24 protein-coding genes and 3 pseudogenes are annotated in these 24770 nt (G+C 62.8%); 17 read left to right on the plus strand and 10 right to left on the minus strand.

Features of this window, described 5'->3' with window-relative positions; all coding sequences use genetic code 11:
• The first annotated feature begins 105 nt into the window (after positions 1–105).
• Positions 106–552, plus strand: coding sequence for a nucleoside deaminase (locus tag QNJ43_RS04685; RefSeq protein WP_300467958.1), 447 nt, complete (start codon positions 106–108; stop codon positions 550–552).
• 253 nt (positions 553–805) lie between these two features.
• Here the strand turns inward: QNJ43_RS04685 and QNJ43_RS04690 are convergent, their stop codons facing one another.
• Both QNJ43_RS04690 and ubiA read right to left on the minus strand, forming a co-directional pair.
• Positions 806–1183, minus strand: a complete 378-nt coding sequence (locus QNJ43_RS04690) for an antibiotic biosynthesis monooxygenase (RefSeq protein WP_300467781.1) — start codon at positions 1181–1183, stop codon at positions 806–808.
• A gap of 93 nt (positions 1184–1276) precedes the next feature.
• Positions 1277–2215 carry a 4-hydroxybenzoate octaprenyltransferase gene (gene ubiA, locus QNJ43_RS04695; protein WP_300467782.1) on the minus strand — a complete coding sequence of 313 codons (939 nt, stop codon included), beginning with the start codon at positions 2213–2215 and terminating at the stop codon, positions 1277–1279.
• A gap of 139 nt (positions 2216–2354) precedes the next feature.
• Between ubiA and purD the strand changes: the two genes are divergently transcribed.
• The 4 genes and pseudogenes from purD (at position 2355) to QNJ43_RS04720 (ending at position 6683) form a co-directional block, all read left to right on the plus strand.
• A complete protein-coding gene (purD, locus tag QNJ43_RS04700; protein WP_300467784.1) occupies positions 2355–3638 on the plus strand; it encodes a phosphoribosylamine--glycine ligase in 1284 nt (427 codons plus the stop codon).
• A 63-nt stretch (positions 3639–3701) separates the two neighbouring features.
• The gene (locus tag QNJ43_RS04705) at positions 3702–4616 is read left to right on the plus strand and encodes a hypothetical protein (RefSeq protein ID WP_300467786.1); all 915 of its coding nucleotides are present in this window, start codon (positions 3702–3704) and stop codon (positions 4614–4616) included.
• A 149-nt stretch (positions 4617–4765) separates the two neighbouring features.
• Positions 4766–5658: pseudogene (locus QNJ43_RS04710) on the plus strand (alpha/beta hydrolase).
• A 149-nt stretch (positions 5659–5807) separates the two neighbouring features.
• Positions 5808–6683: pseudogene (locus tag QNJ43_RS04720) on the plus strand (patatin-like phospholipase family protein).
• Positions 6684–6723: 40 nt separating this feature from the next.
• Here QNJ43_RS04720 and QNJ43_RS04725 read toward each other — a convergent pair.
• Positions 6724–7251, minus strand: coding sequence for a DUF6101 family protein (locus QNJ43_RS04725; RefSeq protein ID WP_300467792.1), 528 nt, complete (start codon positions 7249–7251; stop codon positions 6724–6726).
• 411 nt (positions 7252–7662) lie between these two features.
• Between QNJ43_RS04725 and QNJ43_RS04730 the strand changes: the two genes are divergently transcribed.
• The 6 genes and pseudogenes from QNJ43_RS04730 to lpxK all read left to right on the plus strand — a co-directional run bounded on the left by QNJ43_RS04730 (position 7663) and on the right by lpxK (position 13440).
• The gene (locus tag QNJ43_RS04730; protein WP_300467794.1) at positions 7663–9006 is read left to right on the plus strand and encodes a TldD/PmbA family protein; all 1344 of its coding nucleotides are present in this window, start codon (positions 7663–7665) and stop codon (positions 9004–9006) included.
• Positions 8993–9880, plus strand: a complete 888-nt coding sequence (locus QNJ43_RS04735; RefSeq protein ID WP_300467796.1) for a 3'(2'),5'-bisphosphate nucleotidase CysQ — start codon at positions 8993–8995, stop codon at positions 9878–9880. The genes QNJ43_RS04730 and QNJ43_RS04735 overlap by 14 nt, the downstream gene beginning before the upstream one ends.
• 45 nt (positions 9881–9925) lie before the next feature.
• Positions 9926–10132: pseudogene (locus QNJ43_RS04740) on the plus strand (DUF4170 domain-containing protein).
• Between the two features lie 276 nt (positions 10133–10408).
• On the plus strand, positions 10409–11107 hold the full coding sequence (locus QNJ43_RS04745; protein WP_300467798.1) for a lysophospholipid acyltransferase family protein: 699 nt from the start codon (positions 10409–10411) through the stop codon (positions 11105–11107).
• Positions 11100–12383, plus strand: a complete 1284-nt coding sequence (locus QNJ43_RS04750; protein ID WP_300467800.1) for a 3-deoxy-D-manno-octulosonic acid transferase — start codon at positions 11100–11102, stop codon at positions 12381–12383. Before QNJ43_RS04745 ends, QNJ43_RS04750 begins: the two co-directional genes overlap by 8 nt.
• A gap of 37 nt (positions 12384–12420) precedes the next feature.
• Complete coding sequence (gene lpxK / locus QNJ43_RS04755; protein ID WP_300467802.1) at positions 12421–13440, plus strand: tetraacyldisaccharide 4'-kinase; 1020 nt, start codon at positions 12421–12423, stop codon at positions 13438–13440.
• A gap of 48 nt (positions 13441–13488) precedes the next feature.
• Here lpxK and QNJ43_RS04760 read toward each other — a convergent pair whose 3' ends face one another.
• The 7 genes from QNJ43_RS04760 to QNJ43_RS04790 form a co-directional block, all read right to left on the minus strand.
• Positions 13489–13698, minus strand: a complete 210-nt coding sequence (locus tag QNJ43_RS04760; protein WP_300467803.1) for a DUF2093 domain-containing protein — start codon at positions 13696–13698, stop codon at positions 13489–13491.
• 209 nt (positions 13699–13907) lie between these two features.
• Positions 13908–14981: a cation:proton antiporter gene (locus QNJ43_RS04765; protein WP_300467960.1), complete on the minus strand. Its 1074-nt coding sequence runs from the start codon at positions 14979–14981 to the stop codon at positions 13908–13910.
• Complete coding sequence (locus QNJ43_RS04770; RefSeq protein WP_300467804.1) at positions 14890–15471, minus strand: cation:proton antiporter; 582 nt, start codon at positions 15469–15471, stop codon at positions 14890–14892. Before QNJ43_RS04770 ends, QNJ43_RS04765 begins: the two co-directional genes overlap by 92 nt.
• A gap of 18 nt (positions 15472–15489) precedes the next feature.
• Entirely contained in the window at positions 15490–15681 is a 192-nt protein-coding gene (locus tag QNJ43_RS04775; protein ID WP_300467806.1) for a hypothetical protein, read from the minus strand.
• 143 nt (positions 15682–15824) lie between these two features.
• Positions 15825–16220 (minus strand): HAD-IA family hydrolase, encoded by a 396-nt coding sequence (locus tag QNJ43_RS04780; protein ID WP_300467807.1) that lies wholly within the window; start codon positions 16218–16220, stop codon positions 15825–15827.
• Positions 16221–16493: 273 nt separating this feature from the next.
• Positions 16494–17918, minus strand: a complete 1425-nt coding sequence (gene tldD, locus QNJ43_RS04785; protein WP_300467809.1) for a metalloprotease TldD — start codon at positions 17916–17918, stop codon at positions 16494–16496.
• 165 nt (positions 17919–18083) lie between these two features.
• Positions 18084–18587 (minus strand): invasion associated locus B family protein, encoded by a 504-nt coding sequence (locus tag QNJ43_RS04790; RefSeq protein ID WP_300467962.1) that lies wholly within the window; start codon positions 18585–18587, stop codon positions 18084–18086.
• A gap of 569 nt (positions 18588–19156) precedes the next feature.
• On the opposite strand from QNJ43_RS04790, the gene coxB reads away from it, so the two are divergent.
• From coxB to QNJ43_RS04820, 6 genes are all read left to right on the plus strand, one after another.
• Positions 19157–20101 carry a cytochrome c oxidase subunit II gene (gene coxB, locus QNJ43_RS04795; protein WP_300467811.1) on the plus strand — a complete coding sequence of 315 codons (945 nt, stop codon included), beginning with the start codon at positions 19157–19159 and terminating at the stop codon, positions 20099–20101.
• A gap of 160 nt (positions 20102–20261) precedes the next feature.
• Complete coding sequence (gene ctaD / locus QNJ43_RS04800) at positions 20262–21908, plus strand: cytochrome c oxidase subunit I (protein WP_300467813.1); 1647 nt, start codon at positions 20262–20264, stop codon at positions 21906–21908.
• 114 nt (positions 21909–22022) lie between these two features.
• Positions 22023–22979: a heme o synthase gene (locus QNJ43_RS04805; protein WP_300467815.1), complete on the plus strand. Its 957-nt coding sequence runs from the start codon at positions 22023–22025 to the stop codon at positions 22977–22979.
• A 5-nt stretch (positions 22980–22984) separates the two neighbouring features.
• Complete coding sequence (locus QNJ43_RS04810) at positions 22985–23140, plus strand: hypothetical protein (protein WP_300467817.1); 156 nt, start codon at positions 22985–22987, stop codon at positions 23138–23140.
• 59 nt (positions 23141–23199) lie between these two features.
• Positions 23200–23799 carry a cytochrome c oxidase assembly protein gene (locus QNJ43_RS04815; protein WP_300467820.1) on the plus strand — a complete coding sequence of 200 codons (600 nt, stop codon included), beginning with the start codon at positions 23200–23202 and terminating at the stop codon, positions 23797–23799.
• Positions 23800–23853: 54 nt separating this feature from the next.
• Positions 23854–24726, plus strand: a complete 873-nt coding sequence (locus QNJ43_RS04820; RefSeq protein ID WP_300467822.1) for a cytochrome c oxidase subunit 3 — start codon at positions 23854–23856, stop codon at positions 24724–24726.
• The last annotated feature ends 44 nt before the right edge of the window (positions 24727–24770 follow it).

Raw genomic sequence — 24770 nt, forward strand, 5'->3', positions numbered from 1 at the left:
AAGCGAAATAGCGCGCTCATGGAGGAAAATGAGTGGGGATGATAATCGCGCCATATCGCGGCAACGCTTCCCGATCCGGCCATATCCCGCTAGTTTGGCGCCATGATGAAGACCCCCACCTTCATGGACGAAGCGCTCCGCCAGGCGGAAGCGGCCGCCGCTTGCGGCGAGGTGCCCGTCGGCGCGGTCGTGGTGCGGGACGGCGAAATCATCGCATCGACTGGAAATCGGACGCTCACCGACAACGATCCGACCGCGCATGCGGAAGTTCTGGTCATCCGGGAAGCCGCCGCCCGGTTGGGATCGCAGCGGTTGATCGATTGCGATCTCTACGTGACACTGGAGCCGTGTGCCATGTGCGCGGGTGCAATTTCGTTTGCTCGTATCCAGCGGCTCTATTTCGGGGCCGGAGATCCCAAGGGCGGGGCGGTGGAACACGGTCCGCGCTTTTTCGTGCAAGCCACCTGCCACCACGCGCCGGAGGTCTATTCCGGCATCGGTGAGATGCGTGCGGCAACGTTACTGAAGGACTTCTTCCGCGACAGGCTGTGAGAGTGGGGGCTTCAGTGCTGTTTGTGTCTGAGCGACTTGCCACAAGTACGATTGTCATCCCCGCGAAGGCGGGGATCCAGTAACCACAGAATTCTGCTTGTGGAATGAAATGCGCAGGTCTCACGGGGTGCTGGATCCCCGCCTTCGCGGGGATGACAGGTATGGACAAAACGTGCCAATCCCACTGGGCCTTCAGCAGAGAGAAAATAGCTGCCTGTGTTGCGGGCGAGGCCGTCTTTCGACCGAGCCTCAACTACCACGCAAAACCGTCCAGTTCGTGCATGAAGGTCGCGTTCAGGCGCTTCAGGGGGGCGGTTACCGTCTCGTCCGGGGCTCCGTAGACAGTCATGCGGGTCGGTTGCGCATATTGCATGAAACGACCGGCGAACTTGGTGCCGAAATTGTTCAGGTGCACCATCGTGGCCGGTGAATCCGCATAGCGCTCGTAGATGTGGCAGGCAGTCTCCGCCTCGTCGAAGGACCATTCGTAGATGAGCGCGCCCGGCGCGTCCTTCTTCGTCGCCTCGACCATCTCGTGCATCAGGGCTTTGAAATCCTCCGCGGCCCCGTTCTTCAACGCGACTTCCAGCATCCAGTGGACATGCTCGCCCATCATTCTTTCCCCAACCATTCCTTGCCCCGACGATGTCTCACCTGAAACCGAGCCCGGATTTCCCAAAGCCTATTTCACAAGTCAATTAGGTTGGAGCGTTCAAGGCAAATCTTAAAAATTGGCGATCAGAGCATCCGCCACGAAACCGGCAAAGACGATCCAGCCATAAATACGGTTCGAGCGGAAAAGCTTCAGACACTGATCGTTGTCGTCGATATCGAGCACTATGATCTGCCAGATGAAATGAATGGCACCCACGGCAAGCCCGATGAATGCCAGCGGCCCGGCATCGGCCAGCGTCGCCGCCAGCACGAAGAAGGCGGTCGCCCCTAGATAAAGGATAGAGACGGCGGTCTTCGTCCAGGCGCCGAACAGCCGTGCTGTGGATTTGACCCCGATCAGGGCATCGTCTTCCTTGTCCTGATGGGCGTAGATCGTGTCATAGCCGATGGTCCAGAGAATACCGCCCGCATAAAGCGCGACAGGGGCCCAGTCGAGATGTCCGATGACGGCGATCCACCCAACCAGCGCGCCCCAGTTGAAGGCGAGCCCCAGCACCGATTGCGGCCAGTAGGTGATCCGCTTCATGAACGGGTAGGCCGCCACCACGACGAGCGAGCAAAAGCCCAGCACGATCATGTAGGTGTTGAATTGCAAGAGCACGACTAGTCCGGCCAGCGCTTGCGCCACCGTGAAAAGGACGGCCCGCGTCGTGGAGACCTGACCGCTGGGAATCGGCCGCGACCGCGTTCGCTCGACCATGCCGTCATAGTTGCGGTCGACGATGTCGTTATAGGTGCAGCCCGCTCCCCGCATGGCGATGGCGCCGATCATGAACAGCGCCAGATGCCAGAAATTCGGCAGCCAATAGCCTGCGGCCTCACACGCCAGCGCCGAGGACCACCAGCACGGCCACATCAAGAGCCACCAGCCGATCGGCCGGTCCCAGCGTGCCAGCCGCGCATAGGGTTTCTGCCATTCAGGGGCAAAACGGTCGACCCAGTTGCCCGAAACGGCGTCGGCGACGGCGCCCGCAATTTGCATTTTCATGTTGCGTCCGCGTGCATGGTGACAGGGTGTCCCATGGGTTCGCTCGGAAAGCGGGCAAGGTCAAGTGCAGAACCGATTTGCGTAGGCCGCGTCCCGTGCTAGACCGCGCGCAACTCGACTCCGCGACGGGAACATGCCAATGAACGTCCTTCTCATCGGCTCCGGCGGCCGCGAACACGCGCTCGCCTGGGCGCTCGCCAAATCGCCGCTGATCGAAGCGCTTTACTGCGCCCCCGGAAATGCGGGCATCGACCAGGTTGCCGTTCACGCGGCCCTTGATGTGACTGATCATGCCGCGGTCGCCGCCTTCTGCAAGGAAAAGGCGGTCGACCTCGTGGTGGTCGGCCCGGAAGCGCCGCTGGTGGCTGGGCTCGCCGATGATCTGCAAAAGGCAGGGATAGCGACTTTCGGGCCGAATGCGGCCGCTGCCCGGCTGGAGGGCTCCAAGGGCTTCACCAAGGATCTCTGCGCGAAATACGACATCCCGACCGCTGGATACGGCCGCTTCACCGATGCCGAGAGCGCCAGCGCCTACGTGCGCGAACACGGCGCGCCCATCGTGGTGAAGGCGGACGGACTGGCCGCGGGCAAGGGCGTTGTCGTCGCCATGACCAACGAGGAAGCGCTGGAAGCCATCGCCGCGTGCTTCGAAGGCGGCTTCGGTGCGACGGGCGCGGAAGTCGTGGTGGAGGAATTCCTGGAAGGCGAGGAGGCGAGTTTCTTCGCCCTGTGCGACGGCACGACGGCGTTGCCGCTGGCCACCGCCCAGGATCACAAGCGCGTCTTCAATGGCGACGAAGGTCCCAACACCGGCGGCATGGGGGCCTATTCGCCGGCTCTCGTCATGAGCGAGGCCTTGATCGAGCGCACGATGAAGGAAATCATCGAGCCGACCATGCGCGGCATGGCCGATATGGGCTGCCCCTTTACCGGTATTCTCTATGCAGGGTTGATAATCACGAAGAAGGGACCGGAGCTGATCGAATACAATGTTCGTTTCGGCGATCCGGAATGTCAGGCGCTGATGATGCGTCTTGAGAGCGACCTTCTGGGCCTCGTGCTGGCGGCGGCCAAGGGGGAGTTTGAGGGCAAGTCCGTCGCCTGGCGGCCGGAAAGCGCACTGTGCGTGGTGATGGCGGCCAAGGGCTATCCCGGTGGATACGAAAAGGGCACAGAAATCCGTGGGCTTGAGGCCGCTGGAAGCGATGAGGCCGTGGAAATCTTCCATGCTGGCACCAAGGTGGACGGCGAGCGGATTCTCGCCAATGGCGGACGTGTCCTCGGCGTCACGGCGCTGGGCGCGACGGTGGCGCAGGCGCAGACGCGGGCCTATTCGGCAGTGGATGCGATCGACTGGCTCGAGGGCTTCTGTCGGCGCGATATCGGCTGGCGTGCGGTCGAGCGCGAAAAGAACACTCGCTAAATTTACCTTGGGTAAATAAGCGTTTTCTCTATCCTCCCCGATGGATTTCATCGGGGAGATACCATGTCGTTCGGTGACGATGAGAATTTCAATTCAAATGTAGAACGTATCGTCAAGGAAAGGCTGGATCCGTGCGAGCGGACTGTACTTGAGACGTACTACATAATCGATAAGTTTGTTATCTACGAAGCCGATGATGCGATCACTTTCGACGAGAAACAGGAAGAAAGCGAAAGCAACAAGAGCCTATACGGCGCGCTGGAATGGATCTGGCGCGGTATCGTCGACTCTCCGTCGGCAGAACCTGCGCATCCGAGAAGTCAGGTCCGTTACTACATCAACGGTGACTACGATGTCGGGAAGGAATTCCGGCAGAAGACTTTCTGTTCTCTTGCACGGTTGTGCAATGACGTCAACACCCTGGCCGTTGGCAAGGTGTGGGCCGGTCGAGAACTCGCCCGGGCTTTCCTGTTCGTCTTCGAGAAGGAGCCCGTGGAGAAGCCTGTCTCCTTCCTCCTGGAAACGCAGAACCGCCTCGAGGCGCAGATCAAGAGCCGTCTGCGCAAACAGTATGTTTTCTCCAATCTTTTTGCATTCATCGGGCTGTCGATCGTGCTCTGCCTGATCTACGCCTATGGGTCGTTCTATGGCGTGCCCGTGGATGTCTCCAGATATGTGAGCTACACCCTGTTCGGGGGAACCGGGGCGCTCCTTTCGGTCAGTGTCGGTACCCGCAAGATCGACCCGGATATAGACCTGCGCCGTTGGGAGCATCGTTTCACCGGCATGGCGCGGATCATGATCGGGGCGATCGGTGCCATCGCGGTCTCCGTTGGCCGTCGATTCCGGCTTGATCGGAACCTGGAGCGAGGCGACCGCCGGGACCTCGACGCGGCTGCTCATCGCGTTCATCGTAGGGTTCAGCGAATCTCTTGTGCCCAACCTGATGGCGCGAGGCGCCGACAAGCTGGGGGGTAAGGAGGAAAAGGAAGCGGAAAAGTGAGCGCAGCCCCGGGGAGACGGAGAGCCCGGTCACAAGCTATCTGTGACCAAAGAAGGACGAAAACGAAATTCCGATGGGCCGGAAGAGGGTTGTAATCGGCGAAAAGACATTGTCTCATCGGTCAATGACTGATCTTCCAGAGCTCTTTCCGGATTTCGAAACCCGCAAGGTGGAAGGCGATGGCGCCACGCTGCACGTGCGCATCGGCGGGGATGGGCCTCCTTTGGTGCTGCTGCACGGCTATCCCGAATGCGGGGTCATGTGGCATAAGTTGGCGCCGGAACTGGACCGCGATTTCACTTTGATCATCCCGGATCTGCGCGGTTACGGGCAAAGCCCCGTGCCGGAGTCCGAAGGCGGGCAGGCCTACTCCAAGCGCGCCATGGGCAACGATATCGTCGCGATGATGACGCGGCTCGGCCATCAGATCTTCGCGCTCGCCGGTCATGATCGCGGGGCGCGTGTCGCCTATCGCATGGGCCTCGATCATCCCGACCGCCTGTCGCGGCTCGCCGTTCTCGATATCCTGCCGACCTACGAATACTGGCAGCACATGGATCTCAAATACAGGCTGAAGATGTACCACTGGCTGTTCCTGGCCCAGTCGAGCCCGTTGCCGGAAAACCTCATTGCCCGCGCCAGTTCTTTCTATTTGGAACACACGCTGGCAAGCTGGACGGCGAGCGGCAATCTGTCCACCTTTGACAAGAGGGCTCGGAGCACTATCGCGCTTTTTTTGCCGATCCCGAGCGTATCCACGCTCTTTGCGAGGACTACCGGGCCGGAGCCGGGATCGACATGGATCTCGATACCGCCGACATTGAAGCCGGGCATACGATCGACATCCCGGTTCTGGGGCTGTGGCGCGGGTTGTCGCCGGAAGAAAGCCCCCTTGAGACCTGGCGCAAATGGGCGCCTCAGGTGGAGGGCTCCGCGCTCGAAGCCGGTCATTTCCTCGCCGAGGAAGTTCCCGAGGAAACGCTTGCCAAGCTCCGCGCCTTCTTCAAGCCTTCGTGACACTGCCGATGGTGGCCGAATGGCCGATGTGGCAGGAATTTGCAAGCGGCGCCGGTCGTTCCTAAGTGAATGAATGAGCGTTGCGCACGACGCGGCATCCTGCGCGCGTCCCGGCACGCTTGCCATCTTTGCGAAGGAAATTCCGTTTCATGACCACACTGCGTATTGGACTGGTGCTCGGCGGCGGAGGCGCGCGCGGGCTGGCACACTTTCCCGTGCTGGAAGCGCTCGACGAGATGGGAGTGGTGCCGACCGCGGTCGCGGGAGCCTCCATCGGCTCCATCATCGGGGCGGGCTATTGCGGCGAACTTTCGGGTGCGGAAATCCGCGAGATCACTACGGCGATTTTCCGAAAGCGCACCGATGCGCTGGGCCGCATGTGGTAGCTCAGGCCGCGTCGCTTCGCGGATCTGTTTGCCGGAGGAGGGCTTGCCCAGTCGGATGCGACTCGCGTGCTGGAGCTCTTCGCAGGTCTGTCAATCCCGCGCGATTTCGCCGATCTGCGCATTCCGCTGAGTGTCGTCGCAACCGATTTTTACGATTGCCGGCAGATCGCGATTCGCTCCAGCGATCTGCATCAGGCGGTGGCCGCCTCCATCGCCATTCCGGTTGTCTTCAAGCCGGTAACCTTTCAGGACCGGGTGATGATCGACGGCGGCGTGGTCAATCCGCTGCCCTTCGACATTCTTCCCTCCGGCCTCGATATCATCATCGCGGTGGATGTGATCGGCTCGCCGGTGCTGCGCAAAGGCCGCCGCATTCCGTCGGCCAGCGATTCCATCTTCGGGGCGACCCAGATCCTGATGCAGACGATCACGGCGGATAAGCTGAAGACGCGCCCGCCCGACATCCTCATCCGCCCCGACATAGACGGATTCCGGGTGCTGAATTTTCTGAAAGCCGATGAAATCCTGCGCGCCGCCGAACCCGTCAAGGACGAGGTGCGACGCAAGCTGGAAGGTTTGCTAGAGAAACAGGGCCGCCGTGTGAGTCTTCGCTCACTTGAGACGGCGGACCTGAAATAAATCTCGGAGAGGCGTTTTATCCGTCTGATCGGAACGCGCGCTAGCTGCGTGCGATGATCTCGCGTTCGTTGTCGTGAACGGGCATCAGCCCGGCGATCCCCGCCTTGCGGCGAACGAAAAACCGGGGGCGGCGCCCACGCAAGACAGAAGAGCGCCGCCGGGGACAGGGTCGCCCGACCGTGATCCGATTGGGGGAACCCGCGATTTCGTGCAAGGAATCGTCCGGCTCGATCATCAGAAGAGGCAGCGCCAGACGACGCGCCCATGCCTGCCAGTCCGCGACCACGTTGCCCAGATCGCCCGCTTCCATCAGCACCAGCGACAGCGACGGTTCCGCATGAACCAGTTCCAGCCGCACCTCGATGCCGCCGGGAACGTCGATTGCCGTTGCCCGGGCCGCCACGCCCACATAGTCGCGAAGCTTGAGGAAGATCTGATTGCGCTGCCCGTTCTGGCGGCGCGTGACGATGACCGTACCGTGCTCCAGATGGATATCCGCGCCCGCCAGACCACCTTCACCGGCAGCAAGGCCGACAGTGAAGGTGGAAGGCAGTGCGAGCGGGTCCAACTGCGCGCACGTTTCCTGTTCCGCGGAGAGAACCCGGCAGGTTGCTGTTTGACGCCTCAATTTGCATCTCCCGTGGCCGGTTTTGTTTTTTATCCGGCCGTCCTGTTTGACGCTTTCGACAATAGCGATCGGCGGTTCGAGGCTGCTTAAGAAACCTGGTTAAATTTTCCTTATTTCTAAAGAGGGTTAGGAATGGTGAGCGACGCGGTAAGGCTTCGTTTACGCTCTACGTAAGCCTCATCGGCTTGCCCGCGCGCGGGATGAAGCATAGACAGGACGCGCGGCAGGGGAGGCGGCGGCGGCCTCGCGCGGGAAATCCGGTCTACGCCATCCTATATAGAGCGCACCGACAGATCCGACCCGATACCGTATGGGAGACGGTCGAAGGCTTGTGGGAACGAAAGGACATCAATGACACTCTCGATCGATCAGCAGGATCTGGAAGCGCGCGCCGCACGTCTTGTGGAAGCCGCCCGGACCGCGGGCGCCGATGCGGCCGACGCGGTGGCGATTACCGGCCAGTTCCTCGGCGTCTCCGTGCGCGAAGGCAAGGTTGAGGAGACGGAACGCTCCGAATCCGACGGTTTTACCTTGCGCGTGTTCGTCGGTCAGAAGGTGGCGAGCGTTTCCGCCAATGCGCTGGACGACCTGCCGAGCCTTGCCGTGCGCGCCGTCGCCATGGCCCGCGTCGCGCCGGAAGATCCTTATGCCGGTCTCGGCGATGAAACCCGTCTGGCCCGTTCCCTGCCTTCGCTCGATCTGCTCGACGAGAGCGAGGTGAGCGCCGACGAGCTGCGTGAGGCCGCTCTTGTCGCGGAGGCCGCGGGCCTTGCGGTCTCCGGTGTCTCCAAGTCCGGCGGCGCGTCCGCCTCCGTCGGCGTCGGCGGCGTGGTTCTGGCGACCAGCGCCGGGTTCAGCGGCTCCTACCTTATTTCCCGCCATTCGCTTTCCATGACCGCGGTCGCCGGAGATGGCACCTCGATGGAACGCGACTACGATTTCGATTTCCGCACCCACCGCCGCGATCTCGATGATCCGGTCGATATCGGTCGGCGCGCGGGGGAACGCGCGGTGCGCCGGATCAATCCGCGCAAGGTCGATACCTGCACCACCGCCATCATCTTCGAACCGCGTGCCGCGCGCACGCTGGTCGGGCACTTCGCGGGCGCGGTCAACGGGGCATCCGTTGCCCGCAAGACCAATTTCCTGTGCGATCAGATGGGCAAGCGCATCTTCGCTCCCGGCATTTCGATCACCGACGATCCCTTGAAGCCGCGCGCCACCGGCTCGCGCCCCTTCGATGGAGAAGGACTGGAAATCGCACCGCTCACTATGGTCGAGGACGGCGTTCTCAAGGCCTGGTTCCTGGACGGTCCGACGGCGCGCGAGCTTGGCCTTGAGACAAATGCCCGAGCCACGCGCGGCGGAGCGGGCACATCGCCGAGCCCCACCAATCTGGCGCTCGCACCGGGCGAGATGTCGCCGGAAGACATGATCCGCGAAATCGGCGAGGGGCTCTATGTCACCGACTTGATCGGCCACGGCGTCAATCCGGTTACGGGTGATTACAGTCGCGGCGTTTCGGGCTTCTGGATAGAGAACGGGGAACTGACCTATCCCGTGAGCGAGGTCACAGTCGCAGGCAATCTGAAGGACATGTTCGCGCGGCTCAGGCCCGCCAATGATCCGGACCTGCGTTTCTCCACCAGCGCGCCGACGGTCGCCATCGAAGGATTGACCCTTGCTGGACGCTGATACGACAAGCGCACCCAGCGCCGCACAGGATCTGGAACTGATTGCCGATGCTGCCCGCCAGGCGAGGTGGCTGGCGATGAACTATTTCGGTCGCGATCCGCGCGTGTGGAACAAGGAGAATAATTCTCCTGTCACCGAAGCGGACATGGCGCTCGACGACTATCTCGGTCGCGAGTTACGCGGTGCCCGTCCCGGCTATGGCTGGCTGTCGGAGGAAACGACCGACAACAAGGAATGGCTTTCGCACGGCCGCCTGTTCTTGGTCGATCCGATCGACGGTACGCGCGCCTTCATTCGCGGCGAAGAGGACTGGATGGTGAGCGTCGCGGTCGTGGAGGCCAGACGGCCGATCGCGGCTGCCCTTTATGCCCCGGTCGTCGAGGATCTCTATGTCGCCACGATCGGTGATGGCGCGCGTCTGAATGGCTTTCTGATCGCCGTGAACGAGCGCAGCGCGCTGGCGGGTGTGCACGTGGCCGGGCCGCGTTCCCTGCGCGAGCGGGAGGCTCTTCTGGAAGCCGGTATCAATCAGGAACAGCCGATCCGCTCTCTGGCGCTGTGCATCGCGCTTGTGGCCGCCGGGCGGCGCGACGCGGCTATCGCGACGGCACGTTCGCACGACTGGGATCTTGCGGCCGCCGATCTTTTGGTGCAGGAAGCGGGCGGCCAGCTCACGGATCTTGACGGGCGTGCGCTTCGTTACAACCGCTCCGATGTTCGCCATCCGGCGTTGATCGCCTCCTCGCAGGTGCTCAGGAGCGCTCTGGAAGCTATCGTGCGCAACGCCCTGGAAGTAGAAGACACCGAACCCCGCGCATCCCGTGTCGCGGATTGCGGGGCTGGCCTGCAGGCATATGCCATTCAGGCAAGATGAACTCAGGCAGGACGGATCATGAGCGAATAGGATAAGCCCAACCAGTTGTTGCACCTCGTATTCGGCGGTGAACTGATCGAGATCGACAAGGTGGAGTTCCGCGATCTCGACAAGCTCGACATCTACCCGAACTATGCCAAGGCATATAACGCCTGGAAGTCGAAGGCTTAGACCTCCATCGACAATGCGCATATGCGCTATTTCATCGTTCATATGCATCGCTTGCTGGATCCGGAAGAACCCAAGGCGTGACCGGCTGAGCGCGCCGCGGCGTCTGGGCTCTTGCCCGCGCGCGGCCGGAACGCTATTGCCCACACCCACCATCGTTAACGCGAGAAGATTTGCGGCGGGGATCTCTCCGCCGTCCGGGCACTGCGAACATGAAGTTCCGATTTCCTTGAGAGGCGCCCCGTCCTTGAAACGTTGTTCGATTGCTCGCCCGCACGGCCCTGCCGTGTCCCCTAATCTCGTCCGGCGGCTTGAACGCGCGTTCGTTGTGCAGATCGCAAGTGATCGTCGGGGGGGTGCATGCTGAAAAGCATCGGGCGCAATCCCGCCGTCCTGCGTTTTGTCGGACGGATGCTGGCCCGCTACCTGGTCCTTGTCCGCAAGACCTCGTCGTTCAAGATCGAGCCGCAGGATCTCTACGAGCGATACGATGCGCACCGGCCGTTCATCCTCGCCATGTGGCACGGCCAGCATTTCATGATGCCGTTTGCCCGGCCCGATGACTGGGACGCTCGGGTGATGATCTCGCGTTCCGCCGACGGCGAAGTGAACGCGGTCGCCGCCGAAAGGCTCGGCCTCGGGCTGATCCGGGCCTCCGGGTCGCAGAAACGCCGCCAGATGCGCAAGCGCGGCGGCATGCGGGGATTCTTTGAGTCGCTCTCCGCTTTGGAGGAGGGCGCGATCGTCGCGCTCACCGCGGATGTGCCCAAGGGCCCAGCGCGCGTCGCCGGGCCTGGCATCTTGCAGCTTGCGAAATATTCCGGTTGTCCGATCCTGCCCGTGGCGATCGCTACAAGCCGCCATATCGATCTCGACACCTGGGACCGGGCGAGCATCAACCTGCCCTTCAGCCGGATGGCATTGACGGCGAGCGAATTGATCCACGTGCCGCATGATGCCGACGACGAGACCCTGGAGCAGGTGCGACAGGCAGTGGAGACCGGGCTCGATGCGGCGACCGCGCGTGCCTACGAATTGACGGAAAAAGGCCATGGCTGAAGCGGGCGGAGTCCTGCTCGCGGCCTACCGCCTCGCGGGACGGTTCTCCGTCGCGGGGCTGAAGCTGCTGCATGCCCGCCGGGTCCGGTGCGGCAAGGAAGATCCAGCCCGTCGCGGGGAGCGTTTCGGTGTGCCCGGCCTCTCGCCCCGGCCGGGGCCCCATGTCTGGGTGCATGCCGCCAGCGTCGGCGAGACCAATGCCGTGTTGCCGCTGATCGAGTGGCTTGTCGGACGTGGGCTGAACGTCGTCCTGACCACCGGAACCGTCACCTCCGCACATCTTGCCGCCGAGTGTCTGCCGGAAGGGGGCGTGCACCAGTACGTGCCCTATGACGTCGTGCCCCTGGTCGAGCGGTTTCTGGATACCTGGCGCCCGAAGCTGGCGATCATGGTGGAATCGGAGATCTGGCCCACCACATTCAGCGAGCTGGCTGCGCGTAACATTCCGACCGTCGTGGTCAACGGGCGCATGTCGGAGCGCTCGTGCCGCGGCTGGCTGCGGTTCGGCTCCGGCGCGCGCGGTGTCTTTGGCTGTCTCACGATGTGCCTGGCCCAGTCGGAGGCGGATGCGGAACGTTTTGCTTGTCTCGGCGTGCGCGAAGTGCGTGCGATGGGCAATCTGAAATTCGACGTGCCCGCTCTGCCCTACGATGAGGCGGCGCGCGCGGCACTCGCCGCAGAGATCGGCGACAGGCCAGTCTGGATCGCCGCCTCCACCCATCCGGGCGAGGAGGAGATGCTTGCCGCGATCCACAAGGCGCTACGCGAAACGGTGCCCGATCTCCTGCTGATCTCGGCCCCGCGTCATCCCGAGTGCGGTCCGGAGGTGGCGGATGTCTTCGCCCGCGCCGGTCACGACGTGAGCCTGCGCTCGCGCGCCGAGGCGATCCGGGGCGGTACCGACGTCTATGTGGCCGATACGATCGGCGAGTTGGGGTTGTTCTATCGTCTGGCCCCCATTGCCTTTATCGGCGGATCGCTGGTGCCGCATGGCGGCCAGAACCCGATCGAGCCCGCCCAGATTGGCTGTGCCATCCTGTCCGGCTCCAATGTGCGGAATTTTTCGGGTATCTATCGGTCTCTGCGTGATGCTCGCGGCGCGCTCCTCGTGAAGGACGCGGCGGACTTGCGTGAGGAATTGACCAGGCTTCTGAATGATGACGCCGCCATTGCCGATCTCGCGGAAGCCGCGCGCGGATGCGCCCGGTCGGGACAGGGCGCGCTTGCGGCGGTGACGGAGGTCCTCGAAGGTGAGCTTGAGGGGCCGCTGAAATAGGGTGCGCCCGGCGGGGCGAAGGAACGAGGATGAGCACGTGCGGCGAGCACCCGAATTCTGGTGGCAACAGCGAATTTCGGCAAAAGCATTGGCCCTGGCGCCGGTGGCCTATGTCTATGGCCGCATCGCCGGTCACCGCATGCGCAAGAAGCCTCGCGGCCGGGTCCGCGTCCCGGTCATCGTCGTCGGCAATTTCGTCGCCGGAGGTGCGGGCAAGACGCCCACGACCATCGCTCTTGCCAGGCTCCTGCGCGAGGAGGATCGCAACCCGGTCATCCTGACCCGCGGCTATGGCGGCGCGCTGGAAGGACCGGTTCTGGTCGATCCCGACACGCACAAGGCGGGCGAGGTGGGCGACGAGGCCCTGTTGCTGGCCGAAGCCACCCCGACCGTCGTCTCCGCCGACCGTGTGGCGGGAGCTGAGGCCGCGGTAAGTCACGGCGCAAACGTCATTCTCATGGATGACGGGTTCCAGAACCCGTCGCTTTTCCGCGATTTTTCCTTCGTCGTCGCGGAGGGGGCGGTCGGAATCGGAAATGGTCTGCCGATACCGGCCGGGCCGCTGCGTGCGCCGTTACGCGATCAACTGGTGAAGGCGAATGCGTTGATCGTGATTGGTGCGGGCGAGGGCGGGGAGAAGCTCGTCCGTCGCGGCGCGCGTCGCGGCCTGACGGTGCTGCGCGCAGACCTCACCCCGCGCCACAATCCGGACGTCGCCGGTCGGCGCGTGCTGGCCTTTGCGGGTATCGGCCGTCCGAAGAAATTCTTCGATACGCTGGAATCCATGGATGCGGAAATCGTCGAGCGTCGCGAATTCCCCGATCACCACGTTCTCACTACGGCGGAAGCGCAGGAAATCCTGACCACGGCGGAGGCAAAGAACCTCGTGCCGGTCACCACGACCAAGGATATGCGGAGACTGGAGGGGGCCGAGCCGGAGCTTATGCGCTGGCTTGCGGGGGCGGCACGTGTCGCCGAGGTCGATCTCGTCTTCCGCGATCCGCACCGGGTGCAGGAATCGCTGCACCACGTGATCCGCGATCATCTCTTTCATTAGGGCAGCAGGCCCATCCCGAAGGATGGATCTCGAATTTCGGGCCGACGCCTATTCCGGACGCATGCGGCTCATGGCGGCGGCGGCGTCGATATAGGCTTCCTGGCGTTCCGCGCTCCAGTATCTCAGTTCATCGAGCGGGATCAGCTGGCCCGTTACCACGCAGCGCACGAAGTTGCCCGGCGAAAGAATCTGGAAATCACCGTCGAGATAACGGATGCGGGCTTCGCCGCCGGAGCGGGGGGATTCGTAGCGGTTCATAAATCTAGCGCCTGTTGCACCGGAAAAGACCCGGTATCGTCTGTAGCGCGATGATCCGGGCATATGGTCAACCCTGGGTGTCGGGTTGCGGGTTTGTGCTCAAGGACGTTTCGCTTCGCTCGCGGACAAAGGAAGCGGTCCCTTCTTGATGGCGAAGATAGTCATGCGCGCCCGCCGTTGCTAGCGTAAACGGCTTGCATCCTGCCTCTTCAGACATCCTCACTGTGTTCGACCTTCTTGCGCGGCGTGCATGCATGCAGGATATCGGTGCCCGCGAAGAGCCCGCCGGTCAACTGCAATTGCAGTCTTTCGGTATCGCGTCGGCGCACGTCCTCTTCGATGGTCACGATTCTCTCCGGCGGAATGGCTAGCGCTTCCAGCGCCGCGCGGCCGAACAGGATGCTGGATTCGAAGGTTTCGCGCACATGGAAGTCGACCCCCATCTTGGTGAGGTCGATGGCATGAGCCTGGTCGGTCGCCCGGCAGTAGATCCGCGCGTGGGGAAAATTCTCGCGCACGTATTCGATTGCCTTGTGCATGATGTCGTCGCGCTCCACGCACAACGCGATCACCGCCGCTTCCTCCGCCCCAGCCGAGCGCAACACGTCGGCGCGGGTGATATCTCCGTAATAGACCTTGTAGCCGAGCTTCCGGGCGTAATCGATACGGCGGGCGTTGCGGTCCATGGCGGTGATCGAGATGCCTTCCGCCGCCAGCATCTGCGCGGCAACCATGCCGAAACGACCGAAGCCGCAGATCAGAACGCTCGCCTTCGCCTCGTCGAAGCTTTCCACGATTTCCGGCGCAACGCCGCGTGCGCGCAGGCGCTCGGCAATTCGGTCGAAGACGGCGCAAACGATGGGCGTCATCATCAACGACAGGATGACCACGGCGATCAGGCCGGACTTCTCGTCCCTGCTCATCAGATTAAGCACCGTGGCGGAGGAAAACAGCACGAAGGCGAATTCACCACCCTGCGGCAGCGTGGTGGCAACCCGCAGCGCATCCGTGTTGGAGGCTCCGAAGGTCCGCGACAGGCCCCACAGCAGCACGCTCTTGACGCTCATCACGATGATGACGCCGGCAAGGATCAGCGGCCAGGCATCGAAGACGACATCGAGCGCGAAGGTCATGCCCACGGTCATGAAGAACAACCCCATGAGCAGCGAGCGGAATGGCTCGATATCGGCCTCAAGCGTGTGACGGAAGGAGGATTCTGCCAGCAGCACCCCGGCGATGAAGGCACCGAGCGCCATGGAAAGCCCGACCACATGCAGCAGCATGGCGCTGCCCAGCGCGACCAGAAGGGCGGCGATCAGCATCACATTGCGCGCGCCAATAGGTCAGGAACGAGAAGAGTGGGTTGAGCCCGTAGCGCCCGACGAGCAGGATCCCCGCCACGGCCACTGCCGCGATCGAGGCTTTCTGGCAGATCGGAATGTCGGACTCGCCGCTTCTCGGTGCGATCAGTGACACACCCGCCAGAAGCGGCACTATGGCGATATCCTGCAGGAGCAGGATGGCGAAGGCGCGCTGGCCGTAGTTCGTCTGAAGCTGACCGCGCTCCTGCAGCAGTTGCAGGGCGAAGGCGGTGGAGGAAAGCGCCATGCCGAACCCGGCCACCGCCGCCACCTGCCATGTGTCGGCCACCAGATAGATGACGGCGCTCAGCACGATGCCGGTAAGGCCGACCTGTGCGACGCCGAGTCCGAAAATATCGCGCCGCATGCGCCACAGCCGGGCGGGATTGAGTTCCAGCCCGATCAGAAACAAGAGCAGTACGACGCCGAGTTACGAGATCTGAAGAATGGTTTCCGGGTTGTGGAAGAGCGCTGTCCCGTGCGGTCCGATCAGAATGCCTGCGCCCAGATAGCCGAGCACTGCCCCAAGCCCCAATCGCTTCGCCAACGGCACGGCGACAACGGCCGTACCGAGCAGGACGATGGATTCCAAAAGGAAAGGGGGAGTGGCTTCCGTTGCCATTGGCACCTTCGAACATGATCTAAAGGGATGCAGTTATGGTAGCAGACTAAATCTGTCCGGAGAACGCCGCGCGCGAGAATTATTTGTATCCCGCGCGCGCATTGCGTTGGAATGACGAAGCGGCAGAATTGTTTGAACGTCGTTCAGAACAGCCGTGCCCGCCGTTGCCGTGAGGAAAACGGCATGATGTCCTTCACCAGGGACAAGCCCTTGAGTTCCGTTTCGAGCGCGATCGCGTTGGTGTAGAAGATGCCGGTCGCCCCGGCGCGTCGGGCGCCGTCCACGTTCTGGCGCAGGTCGTTGATTAGGAAGGCGTTTTCGGGTGCGTGGCCGTGCAGGGCGCAGATCTTGCGAAGGACGGCCGGGTCTGGCTTGCGGGCGCCGAATTCCGCCGAGGATCCGAAAAGCGCGACCGCCTCGGGCGCGCACTCGGCAAAGGTCTCCTTCAGGAGGATCGGATTGTTGGTGAGGATCGCGATGTCGACGTGTCGCCGGAGACGGCTGGCAAGCGCGAAGACACGTGGCCTCGCGCGCACCATGTCGCGCCGGATTGCGACCCAGATCTCCCGGTCGATCTCGCAGCCGAGCCGCTCGCAGAAACCCTGGAGATAGGCGGCCCCGGTCGATGGATCGCCAGCCTCCGCACGGGCCTCGAAAGAGGAGTTGAAGATCGCCTCATTAGATCTCGCGCGAATCCCGGCCGCTCAGGGCCGAAAGCGCGCGAAGCCGGACGCCGGCGTTCTTGTCGTAGAGCACGCCGTCCATGTCGAAGATAACGAAGGTGATCGGGTTCGCCATCTCCGCCTCTTTGGTCAGGCCGCCGTGCCGCCCACGGTCAGCGCGTTGATGCGCATGGTCGGCTGGCCGACGCCCACCGGCACGCCCTGGCCCTGCTTGCCGCAGATGCCGATGCCCGGATCTAGCGCCATGTCGTTGCCGATCATCGGCACGCGGGTCAGCGCGTCGGGGCCGTTGCCGATCAGCATCGCACCCTTGACGGGGGCGCCAATCTTGCCGTTCTCGATCCTGTAGGCCTCGGTGCAGGAGAAGACGAACTTGCCCGACGTGATGTCCACCTGGCCACCGCCGAAGGAAATGGCGTAGATGCCGTCTTTCACCGAAGCCAGGATTTCGGCCGGATCGTGCTCTCCGCCCTGCATGATCGTGTTGGTCATGCGCGGCATCGGGATATGGGCAAAGGACTGGCGACGGCCGTTGCCGGTGGGTTCCCTGCCCATCAGCCGGGCGTTCTGTCGGTCCTGCATGTAGCCGACCAGAATGCCGTCCTCGATCAGCACGGTCTCGGATGTGGGCGTGCCCTCGTCATCGACATTGAGCGATCCGCGCCGCCCCGAAATCGTGCCGTCATCGACCACCGTCACCCCCGGAGAGGCGACGCGCTGGCCCATGAGACCGGCGAAGGCGGAGGTCTTCTTGCGGTTGAAATCGCCCTCAAGCCCGTGCCCGACCGCCTCGTGCAGCAGGATGCCGGGCCAGCCCGGGCCAAGGACCACGTCCATCGTGCCCGCAGGCGCGGGGATGGCGTCCAGATTGACGAGCGCCTGCCGGAGCGCCTCGTCCACTGCATGCCGCCAGTTGGCTTCTGCGATGAACTCACCGTAAGGCTGACGACCGCCGATGCCGTAGGACCCGCTTTCCTGACGATCCCCTTCGCCGGCGATGACCGACACGTTGAACCGCACCAGCGGGCGGATGTCGTGCACGCGGTGGCCGTCGGCGCGCAGGATGTCGACCACACGCCAGGATCCGGCCAGCGACACGCTCACCTGGCGCACGCGCGGATCCTTTTCACGCGCATAGGCGTCGATGTGCTGCAGAAACTGGACCTTTTCCTCAAAGCCTGGTGCTTCCAGTGGATTGGTCGTGCCGTAGAGCATGGCGTTGGTGCGCGCAGGAGGGGCCGCATAGGTGCCCGCATGGCCGGACTTGACCGCCTGCACCGCATCGGCCGCGCGCTTCAGCGCGCCTTCGGAAATCTTGCCGGAATGGGCATAGCCTGCCGCTTCGCCCGCAACCGCGCGCAGGCCGAAGCCTTGCGAGGTGTCGAAGGTGGCGAATTTCAGCCGGCCGTTGTCCCATGCCAGCCGTTCGGACTGGGAATATTCAAGGAACAACTCGCCGTCATCGGCCCCGGAAAGCGCATCGCCGGTAATGCGGAGCGCCGTTTCCAGGCCGACGCCGGAACTCTCCAGAAGGTCGATGTCGTTGCTGCTCATGGCGATCTCCGGAAATGATGAAAGGGGGAGCGCTTTCGCCGCTCCGTTGCGCTCCAATATGGAGCCGATTGCCCCATTCAACCAGAGGCAGGGCCCGCAGGGCCGTCTTGAAGGATGGGCAACGCACTCCAATTCGATGGTCGGTTCGATGCCCGCCCACCGCGCCTATTTCAGCGCGTCGAAGCCTTCGGTGAAGCCATTGAGGGAGATCGGGATGCCGATGCCTTCTTCCGGGGTCTGGAAGATGATGAAGGTGGCGAGCTTGCCGGTGCGCATCTTCTTCAAGAGTTCTTCCTGAAGGATCACTTCCGCGATGCAGCCATTGGGCAGGCAGCGCACGAAACCGGCGCGGCCGATATCCGTGTCGTCGACCTTGAGGCCCAGGCCGAAGGGCAGCAGCACGCCGAGCGGCGCCAGAACGCGCAGGATCTTGGCTTCCTTGTCCGCAGTTTTCAGCACGATGATCGACAGGCCGACATTCTCACGGTCTTCCGCGGTGACGTTCTGGATGAGGGCGCATTGTTCGGACTTGGCGCCGGGAGGCGTATCGCAACGGATCTGCCAGTCGCCGTGAACCTCTTTCACCGCACCCTGCGCCATGGCCGGCGTGGCAAGGCCCTGAAGTGCTGCGCTTGCCAGAAGAAGGCAGGCGAGGCCCGCCCGGACCATGCGCATGGACGAATCGAACACGTGAACCTCCGAATCGGATCTCAGTCTTTGAGGCGGATCAAACGGCTGCGAATCACTACAGCCGGAAACGCCTGATCTGGTGCGACATTGCCCGAGATGGTTGTTCCGTTCCAGTCCCCAACCGTGCTCGCCTGCCGCCGTGGCGGAATTGAGGCCGTCTCCTCGTCGCAAAGCACAGGCGAGACTTGTGGCGCTCTGGGCTTAATGAAGCGTTTTGCGGCCAAAACGCGCGTATCGGTGGACAACGCAAGCCGGATGGGAAAATACCCCTATTGGCCGATTGGAGGAGGCAATGTTTGCTTGGGGCCCCTGCGACAATATGCTAGAGGTGCGGCAAATGGACGCCGTCCAGAGCAAACGTCTATGGTCCCTCCGGATTTGTGCCGTAGTATCGCGTCTTCGTAAGGTTGACTTGATGTTATGGGCGAATTGTCGTGACGGAGGGGCGTAGTGTGGTGTCAGGTATTGAATAGAAATCGAATAGAATCCGGTCGCCCGAGGGGGCGGAGGCCTGGAATAGGCACCGAGATGAAAGGGAGCGCATCAAGGTGAATTATCCGCTTAAGCGTATCTCGGATGGGGGGCGGGTCGGCGGTGCGGCATTGGCTGCACTTGCAGGGTCTGCCGCAGCGGCGTCGGCTGCCAAGCCTGAGCCGTGGAGCGTCAACCTGCAGCCAGCCGCAACCGACGTGATGCGCGACATTCACGCCTTTTCCAATTTTACCCTGTGGATCATCATCCCGATCGTGGTGCTGGTCTCGATCCTTCTGCTGATCGTCATGGTGCGTTTCAACGCGCGGTCCAACCCGAACCCGTCGCGCACCAGCCACAACACGCTGATCGAGGTGATCTGGACGGTCGTCCCGATCCTCATTCTGGTGGCGATCGCCATTCCTTCGTTCCGACTTCTCTACAAGGAGCTGGTGGTTCCTCCTGCCGACATCACGGTGAAGGCGACCGGATATCAGTGGGCCTGGGGCTACGAATATACGGACGACGCCTATGAGGGCATTTCCTTCGACGCCTACATGCTGAGCGACGCCGACTGTGCCGAGCGCATCGCCGCCGGCGCCAGCAAGGCCTCCCTGCCGCGGCTTCTGGCCACCGACTACGACGTGGTGGTTCCGGTCAACAAGGTGGTGAAGGTGCAGGTCACCTCCACCGACGTGATCCACTCCTTCGCTCTTCCGGCCTTCGGCGTGAAGGTCGACGCCATTCCCGGCCGGTTGAACGAGACCTGGTTCAAGCCGGAAGCGCCGGGCGTCTATTACGGCCAGTGTTCGGAGCTGTGTGGCAAGGATCACGCCTTCATGCCTATCGTCATTCGCGTCGTGACCGACGAGCAGTTTGCCGCCTGGACGGATGCCGCCAAGGAGGACGTCGATCAGGCGAACGAGCTTCTGGCGAAGATGACCGCGAATGCCGAACCCAAGACCGCTGCGAACGATGCGGGCGCGTCTGACGGCAAGGAACTCGAGGTCGTGGTCCGCTGAAGAGCGGGCCCGCCCGTGAATGAGTGAGGGAATCCGGCGGAGCGCCCGCAGGTCCGAAGTCGGATTTGCGCATTTGGCGATCCGCCGAAAACAAGATCTGGTTCGCGCGCTGGAGCGGGCGCTTGCGACCGGGGACGAGGTTTAAGGGGAGAAAGGCACGATGGCGGCTTCACAGGCCCATGCAGAGCATGCCCTTCCGCATGGATGGCGGCGTTACGTCTATTCGACGAACCACAAGGATATCGGCACGATGTACCTGATCTTCGCCATCGCGGCGGGGGTCATCGGCGGCTTTCTCTCGGTGATGATGCGCTGGGAGTTGCAGGAGCCGGGTATCCAGATCTTCCACGGCCTCGCCGCTATGGTCTACGGCGCCGAAGGGGCGGCGGCGACCGATCTTGGTAAGTCCATGTACAACGCCTTCACCACGGCGCACGGCCTGATCATGATCTTCTTCATGGTCATGCCCGCGCTGATCGGCGGCTTTGCCAACTGGTTCGTGCCGATCATGATCGGAGCGCCCGACATGGCGTTCCCGCGCATGAACAACATCTCCTTCTGGCTGCTGCCGTCGGCTTTCCTGCTGCTGCTGCTGTCCATGTTCGCGCCCTCCGCACCGGGAGCCTACGGCGTCGGAGGCGGCTGGACGATCTATCCGCCCTTGTCGACCTCAGGCCAGCCCGGACCGGCGATGGATATGGCGATCCTGTCGCTGCACATTGCCGGAGCGTCCTCTATCCTGGGCGCGATCAACTTCATCACCACCATCTTCAACATGCGCGCGCCGGGCATGACGCTGCACAAGATGCCGCTGTTTGCCTGGTCGGTGTTGGTGACGGCGTTCCTGCTGCTGCTGTCGCTGCCCGTTCTGGCCGGTGGCATCACCATGCTGCTGACGGATCGCAACTTCGGCACGACTTTCTTCGCGCCCGCAGGCGGCGGTGACCCGATCCTGTTCCAGCACCTGTTCTGGTTCTTTGGTCACCCGGAAGTGTACATCCTGATCCTGCCGGCCTTCGGCATCATCAGCCACATCATCTCCACCTTCTCGCGCAAGCCGATCTTCGGTTATCTCGGCATGGCCTATGCCATGGTGGCGATCGGCGTCGTCGGCTTCATCGTGTGGGCGCACCACATGTACACGGTCGGTCTCGACGTCGACACGCAGGCCTATTTCATCTTCGCCACGATGGTGATCGCCGTGCCCACGGGCGTGAAGATCTTCTCGTGGATCGCAACCATGTGGGGCGGATCGATCTCCTTCCGCACGCCGATGCTGTGGGCGCTGGGCTTCATCTTCCTGTTCACCATCGGTGGCGTGACGGGCGTGCAGCTTGCCAATGCCGGTCTCGACCGCTCGCTGCACGACACCTATTTCGTGGTTGCCCACTTCCACTACGTGCTGTCACTGGGGGCGGTTTTCGCCATCTTCGGAGGCTGGTATTACTGGTTCCCGAAGATGTTCGGCTACATGTACAACGATACCATCTCCAAGCTGCATTTCTGGGTCACCTTCATCGGCGTGAACCTGATTTTCTTCCCGCAGCACTTCCTCGGTGCCAACGGAATGCCGCGCCGCTACATCGACTATCCGGAAGGTTTTGCCAACTGGAACTGGATCTCGTCGATGGGCTCCTATATTTCCGCGGTAGGCGTTCTGATCTTCCTGGTCGGCGTCATCGAGGCTTTCGCCAGGAAGCGGGCTGCGGGCAACAATCCCTGGGGCGAAGGTGCGACCACGCTGGAATGGACCCTGTCCTCTCCGCCGCCCTTCCACCAGTTCGAGACACTGCCGCGCATCAAGTAGCGCGGTCGGCACGACCGTTAAGAAACGATCCGGCGCTGGGTGTGTCCTTCGGGCCCCGACGCCGGTTCAACAGATCTCAGAGCCTGTAAGGCCAATAAGAATAGGAACTTGCGTATGTCGCTTGTCGAGCGTCAGGACAGTACGATCGCAACCGCCGCCTGGGAGGGCGGTACCGGCTCGGTGGGCGATTATTTCGCTCTGCTGAAGCTGCGCGTCATGTCTCTGGTCATATTCACCGCGCTGGTGGGCATCATTCTCGCCCCCGGCGGGGTGCATCCTGTTCTGGCGGCCACTGCGCTTCTGTGCATCGCCATCGGCGCGGGTGCGTCCGGTGCGCTCAACATGTGGTACGACGCCGATATAGATCGCGTGATGTCGCGCACCGCCAAGCGGCCGATCCCGGCGGGGCGGATCACGGGTCATGAGGCGCTCGCCTTCGGCATGACGCTGGCCTGCGGCTCCGTGCTGATGATCGGGCTGGCACTCAACCTGCTGGCCGCCGGGCTGCTGGCCTTCACCATCTTCTTCTATGTCGTCGTCTACACGATGTGGCTGAAGCGCTCCACGCCGCAGAACATCGTCATCGGCGGGGCGTCCGGCGCGCTGCCCCCGGTCATCGGCTGGACGGCCGTGACGGGCTCCGTCAGCCTGGAGAGCATCGTCCTCTTCCTGATCATCTTCATGTGGACGCCGCCCCATTTCTGGGCGCTCGCGCTGTTCAAGTCGGCCGACTACGAGACGGCGGGCGTGCCCATGCTACCGGTGGTGCGCGGTCCGCAATCTACCCGCAATCACATCCTCGTCTATTCGCTGCTGCTGGTGTCCGTCGGATTGATGCCCGCACTGCTGGGCTTTGCCGGTCCGCTTTATGGCGTGGTCGCGGGAGTGCTGGGCGCGACGTTCGTCTGGCTTGCGGTCGATGTCTGGCGTCGGCGCGAGGGCGTGCTGGCGACGCGGGCGGCCTTCCGCCTCTTCGTCTTCTCGATCTTCTATCTTTTCGCCTTGTTCGCGCTGCTGCTTGTCGAACGGGTGGTCACGCTGACCCTGCAGCTTCTGGGGTGGGGAGGATGAGTGTCATGACCGACGACCGTATCGAACTGAGCCCGGAACAGAAGAAGCGACGGCGCACGCGATCGGTCGCGATCGCATTGGTGCTCGCCGCGCTGGTGATCCTGTTCTACGCGGTGACCATCGCCAAGATGAGCGTCAATCTCGAAGGCATGGGAGGCTAGAGGGAGGAATGTCGGGGAGGGACAATCCGGGAAGCGGCGCGCGGGGAGAGGGACCCGATGTGCGGCCGGGCGCAAAGCGCGATGCCGGAAAGCGCAACCGCACGCTAGCGCTGGTCTGCGTGGCCTTCGTCGGCTGCATGGTCGGGGCCGCTTATGCTGCCGTGCCGCTCTACCAGATCTTTTGCGCTGTGACCGGATACGGCGGCACCACCCAGCGTGCCGAAGCCGCACCCGTCACGCCGATCGACCGGCGCATCAAGGTGCGTTTCGATGGCAATGTCGCGACCACGCTGCCCTGGTCCTTCAAGCCGGTGACGCGGCAGGTCGAGCTTCAGCTCGGCGAAGTCGCGACCGAGCGCTATCACGTCGTTAACGAAAGCGGACGGAAGACGGCGGGCACCGCCACCTTCAACGTCACGCCGTTCGAGGCGGGCGCCTATTTCAACAAGCTCGATTGCTTCTGTTTCACCGAACAGGATCTGGCAGGCGGAGAAGCGCGCGACATGCCGGTCGTCTTCTTCGTCGATCCGGCGATGAACGAGGATCCGAACCTCGCTCACATCGACACGATCACGCTGTCCTACACGTTTTTCCCGGCCGAGACGCCGGAACAGCCCGTCGCCTCCGCGCCGGGTCCGCAGAATGCTGGAAAACTCTGACAAGACGGGGTTGATTTCCGCACGCTTAGACTTGGTAAACCTGGGGGAGACAACATGGCCGAGGCCCATACCAAGAACCATGATTACCATCTTGTAGAGCCCAGTCCGTGGCCGTTTCTTGCCTCTGTCGGCGCCTTCGTCATGGCGCTGGGCGCGATCGGCCTGATGAAGTGGAACGTGGAGGAGACGTTCCAAGTCCTCGGCCTCGACCTGACCGGCTGGGGCATCTTTGCGGTGGGGCTGCTGATCATCCTCTACACCATGTACGCATGGTGGCGCGATGCCATCCGCGAGGGCCGTCAGGGCCACCACACACGCGTGGTCTCCCTGCATCTGCGCTACGGCATGATCATGTTCATCGCCTCGGAGGTGATGTTCTTCGTGGCCTGGTTCTGGGCTTATTTCGGTGCCGCCCTGTTCCCGCATGAAGCGATCCAGTACGCGCGGGTGGAAGCGACCGGCGGGCATTGGCCGCCGGAGGGCATCGCCATCTTCGATCCCTGGCACCTGCCGCTTTTGAACACGCTGATCCTGCTGACATCCGGCACCACCGTGACCTGGGCGCACCACGCGCTCCTGCACAACGATCGCCAGGGCCTGGAGTGGGGGCTGACTTTCACCGTCGTTCTCGGCCTGATCTTCTCGATTTGTCAGGGTTACGAGTATGCCCACGCGGCCTTCTCGTTTTCCGGCAACATCTATGGCGCCACCTTCTTCATGGCGACCGGGTTCCATGGTTTCCACGTCATCGTCGGAACGATCTTCCTGGCCGTTTGCCTGGCGCGTGCGACGGCGGGCGATTTCACCCCGAAGCATCACTTCGGCTTCGAGGCGGCGGCCTGGTACTGGCACTTCGTCGACGTGGTGTGGCTGTTCCTGTTCGTCTGCATCTATGTGTGGGGCGCGGGCACACCGGCCGCGCACTGATCGGGTGTCCGACAGGACGCACGGCACTTCGCAAGTTGTGCGAC

It is taken from the genome of Breoghania sp. (genome assembly GCF_030066895.1).
Taxonomy (GTDB): Bacteria; Pseudomonadota; Alphaproteobacteria; order Rhizobiales; family Stappiaceae; genus Breoghania.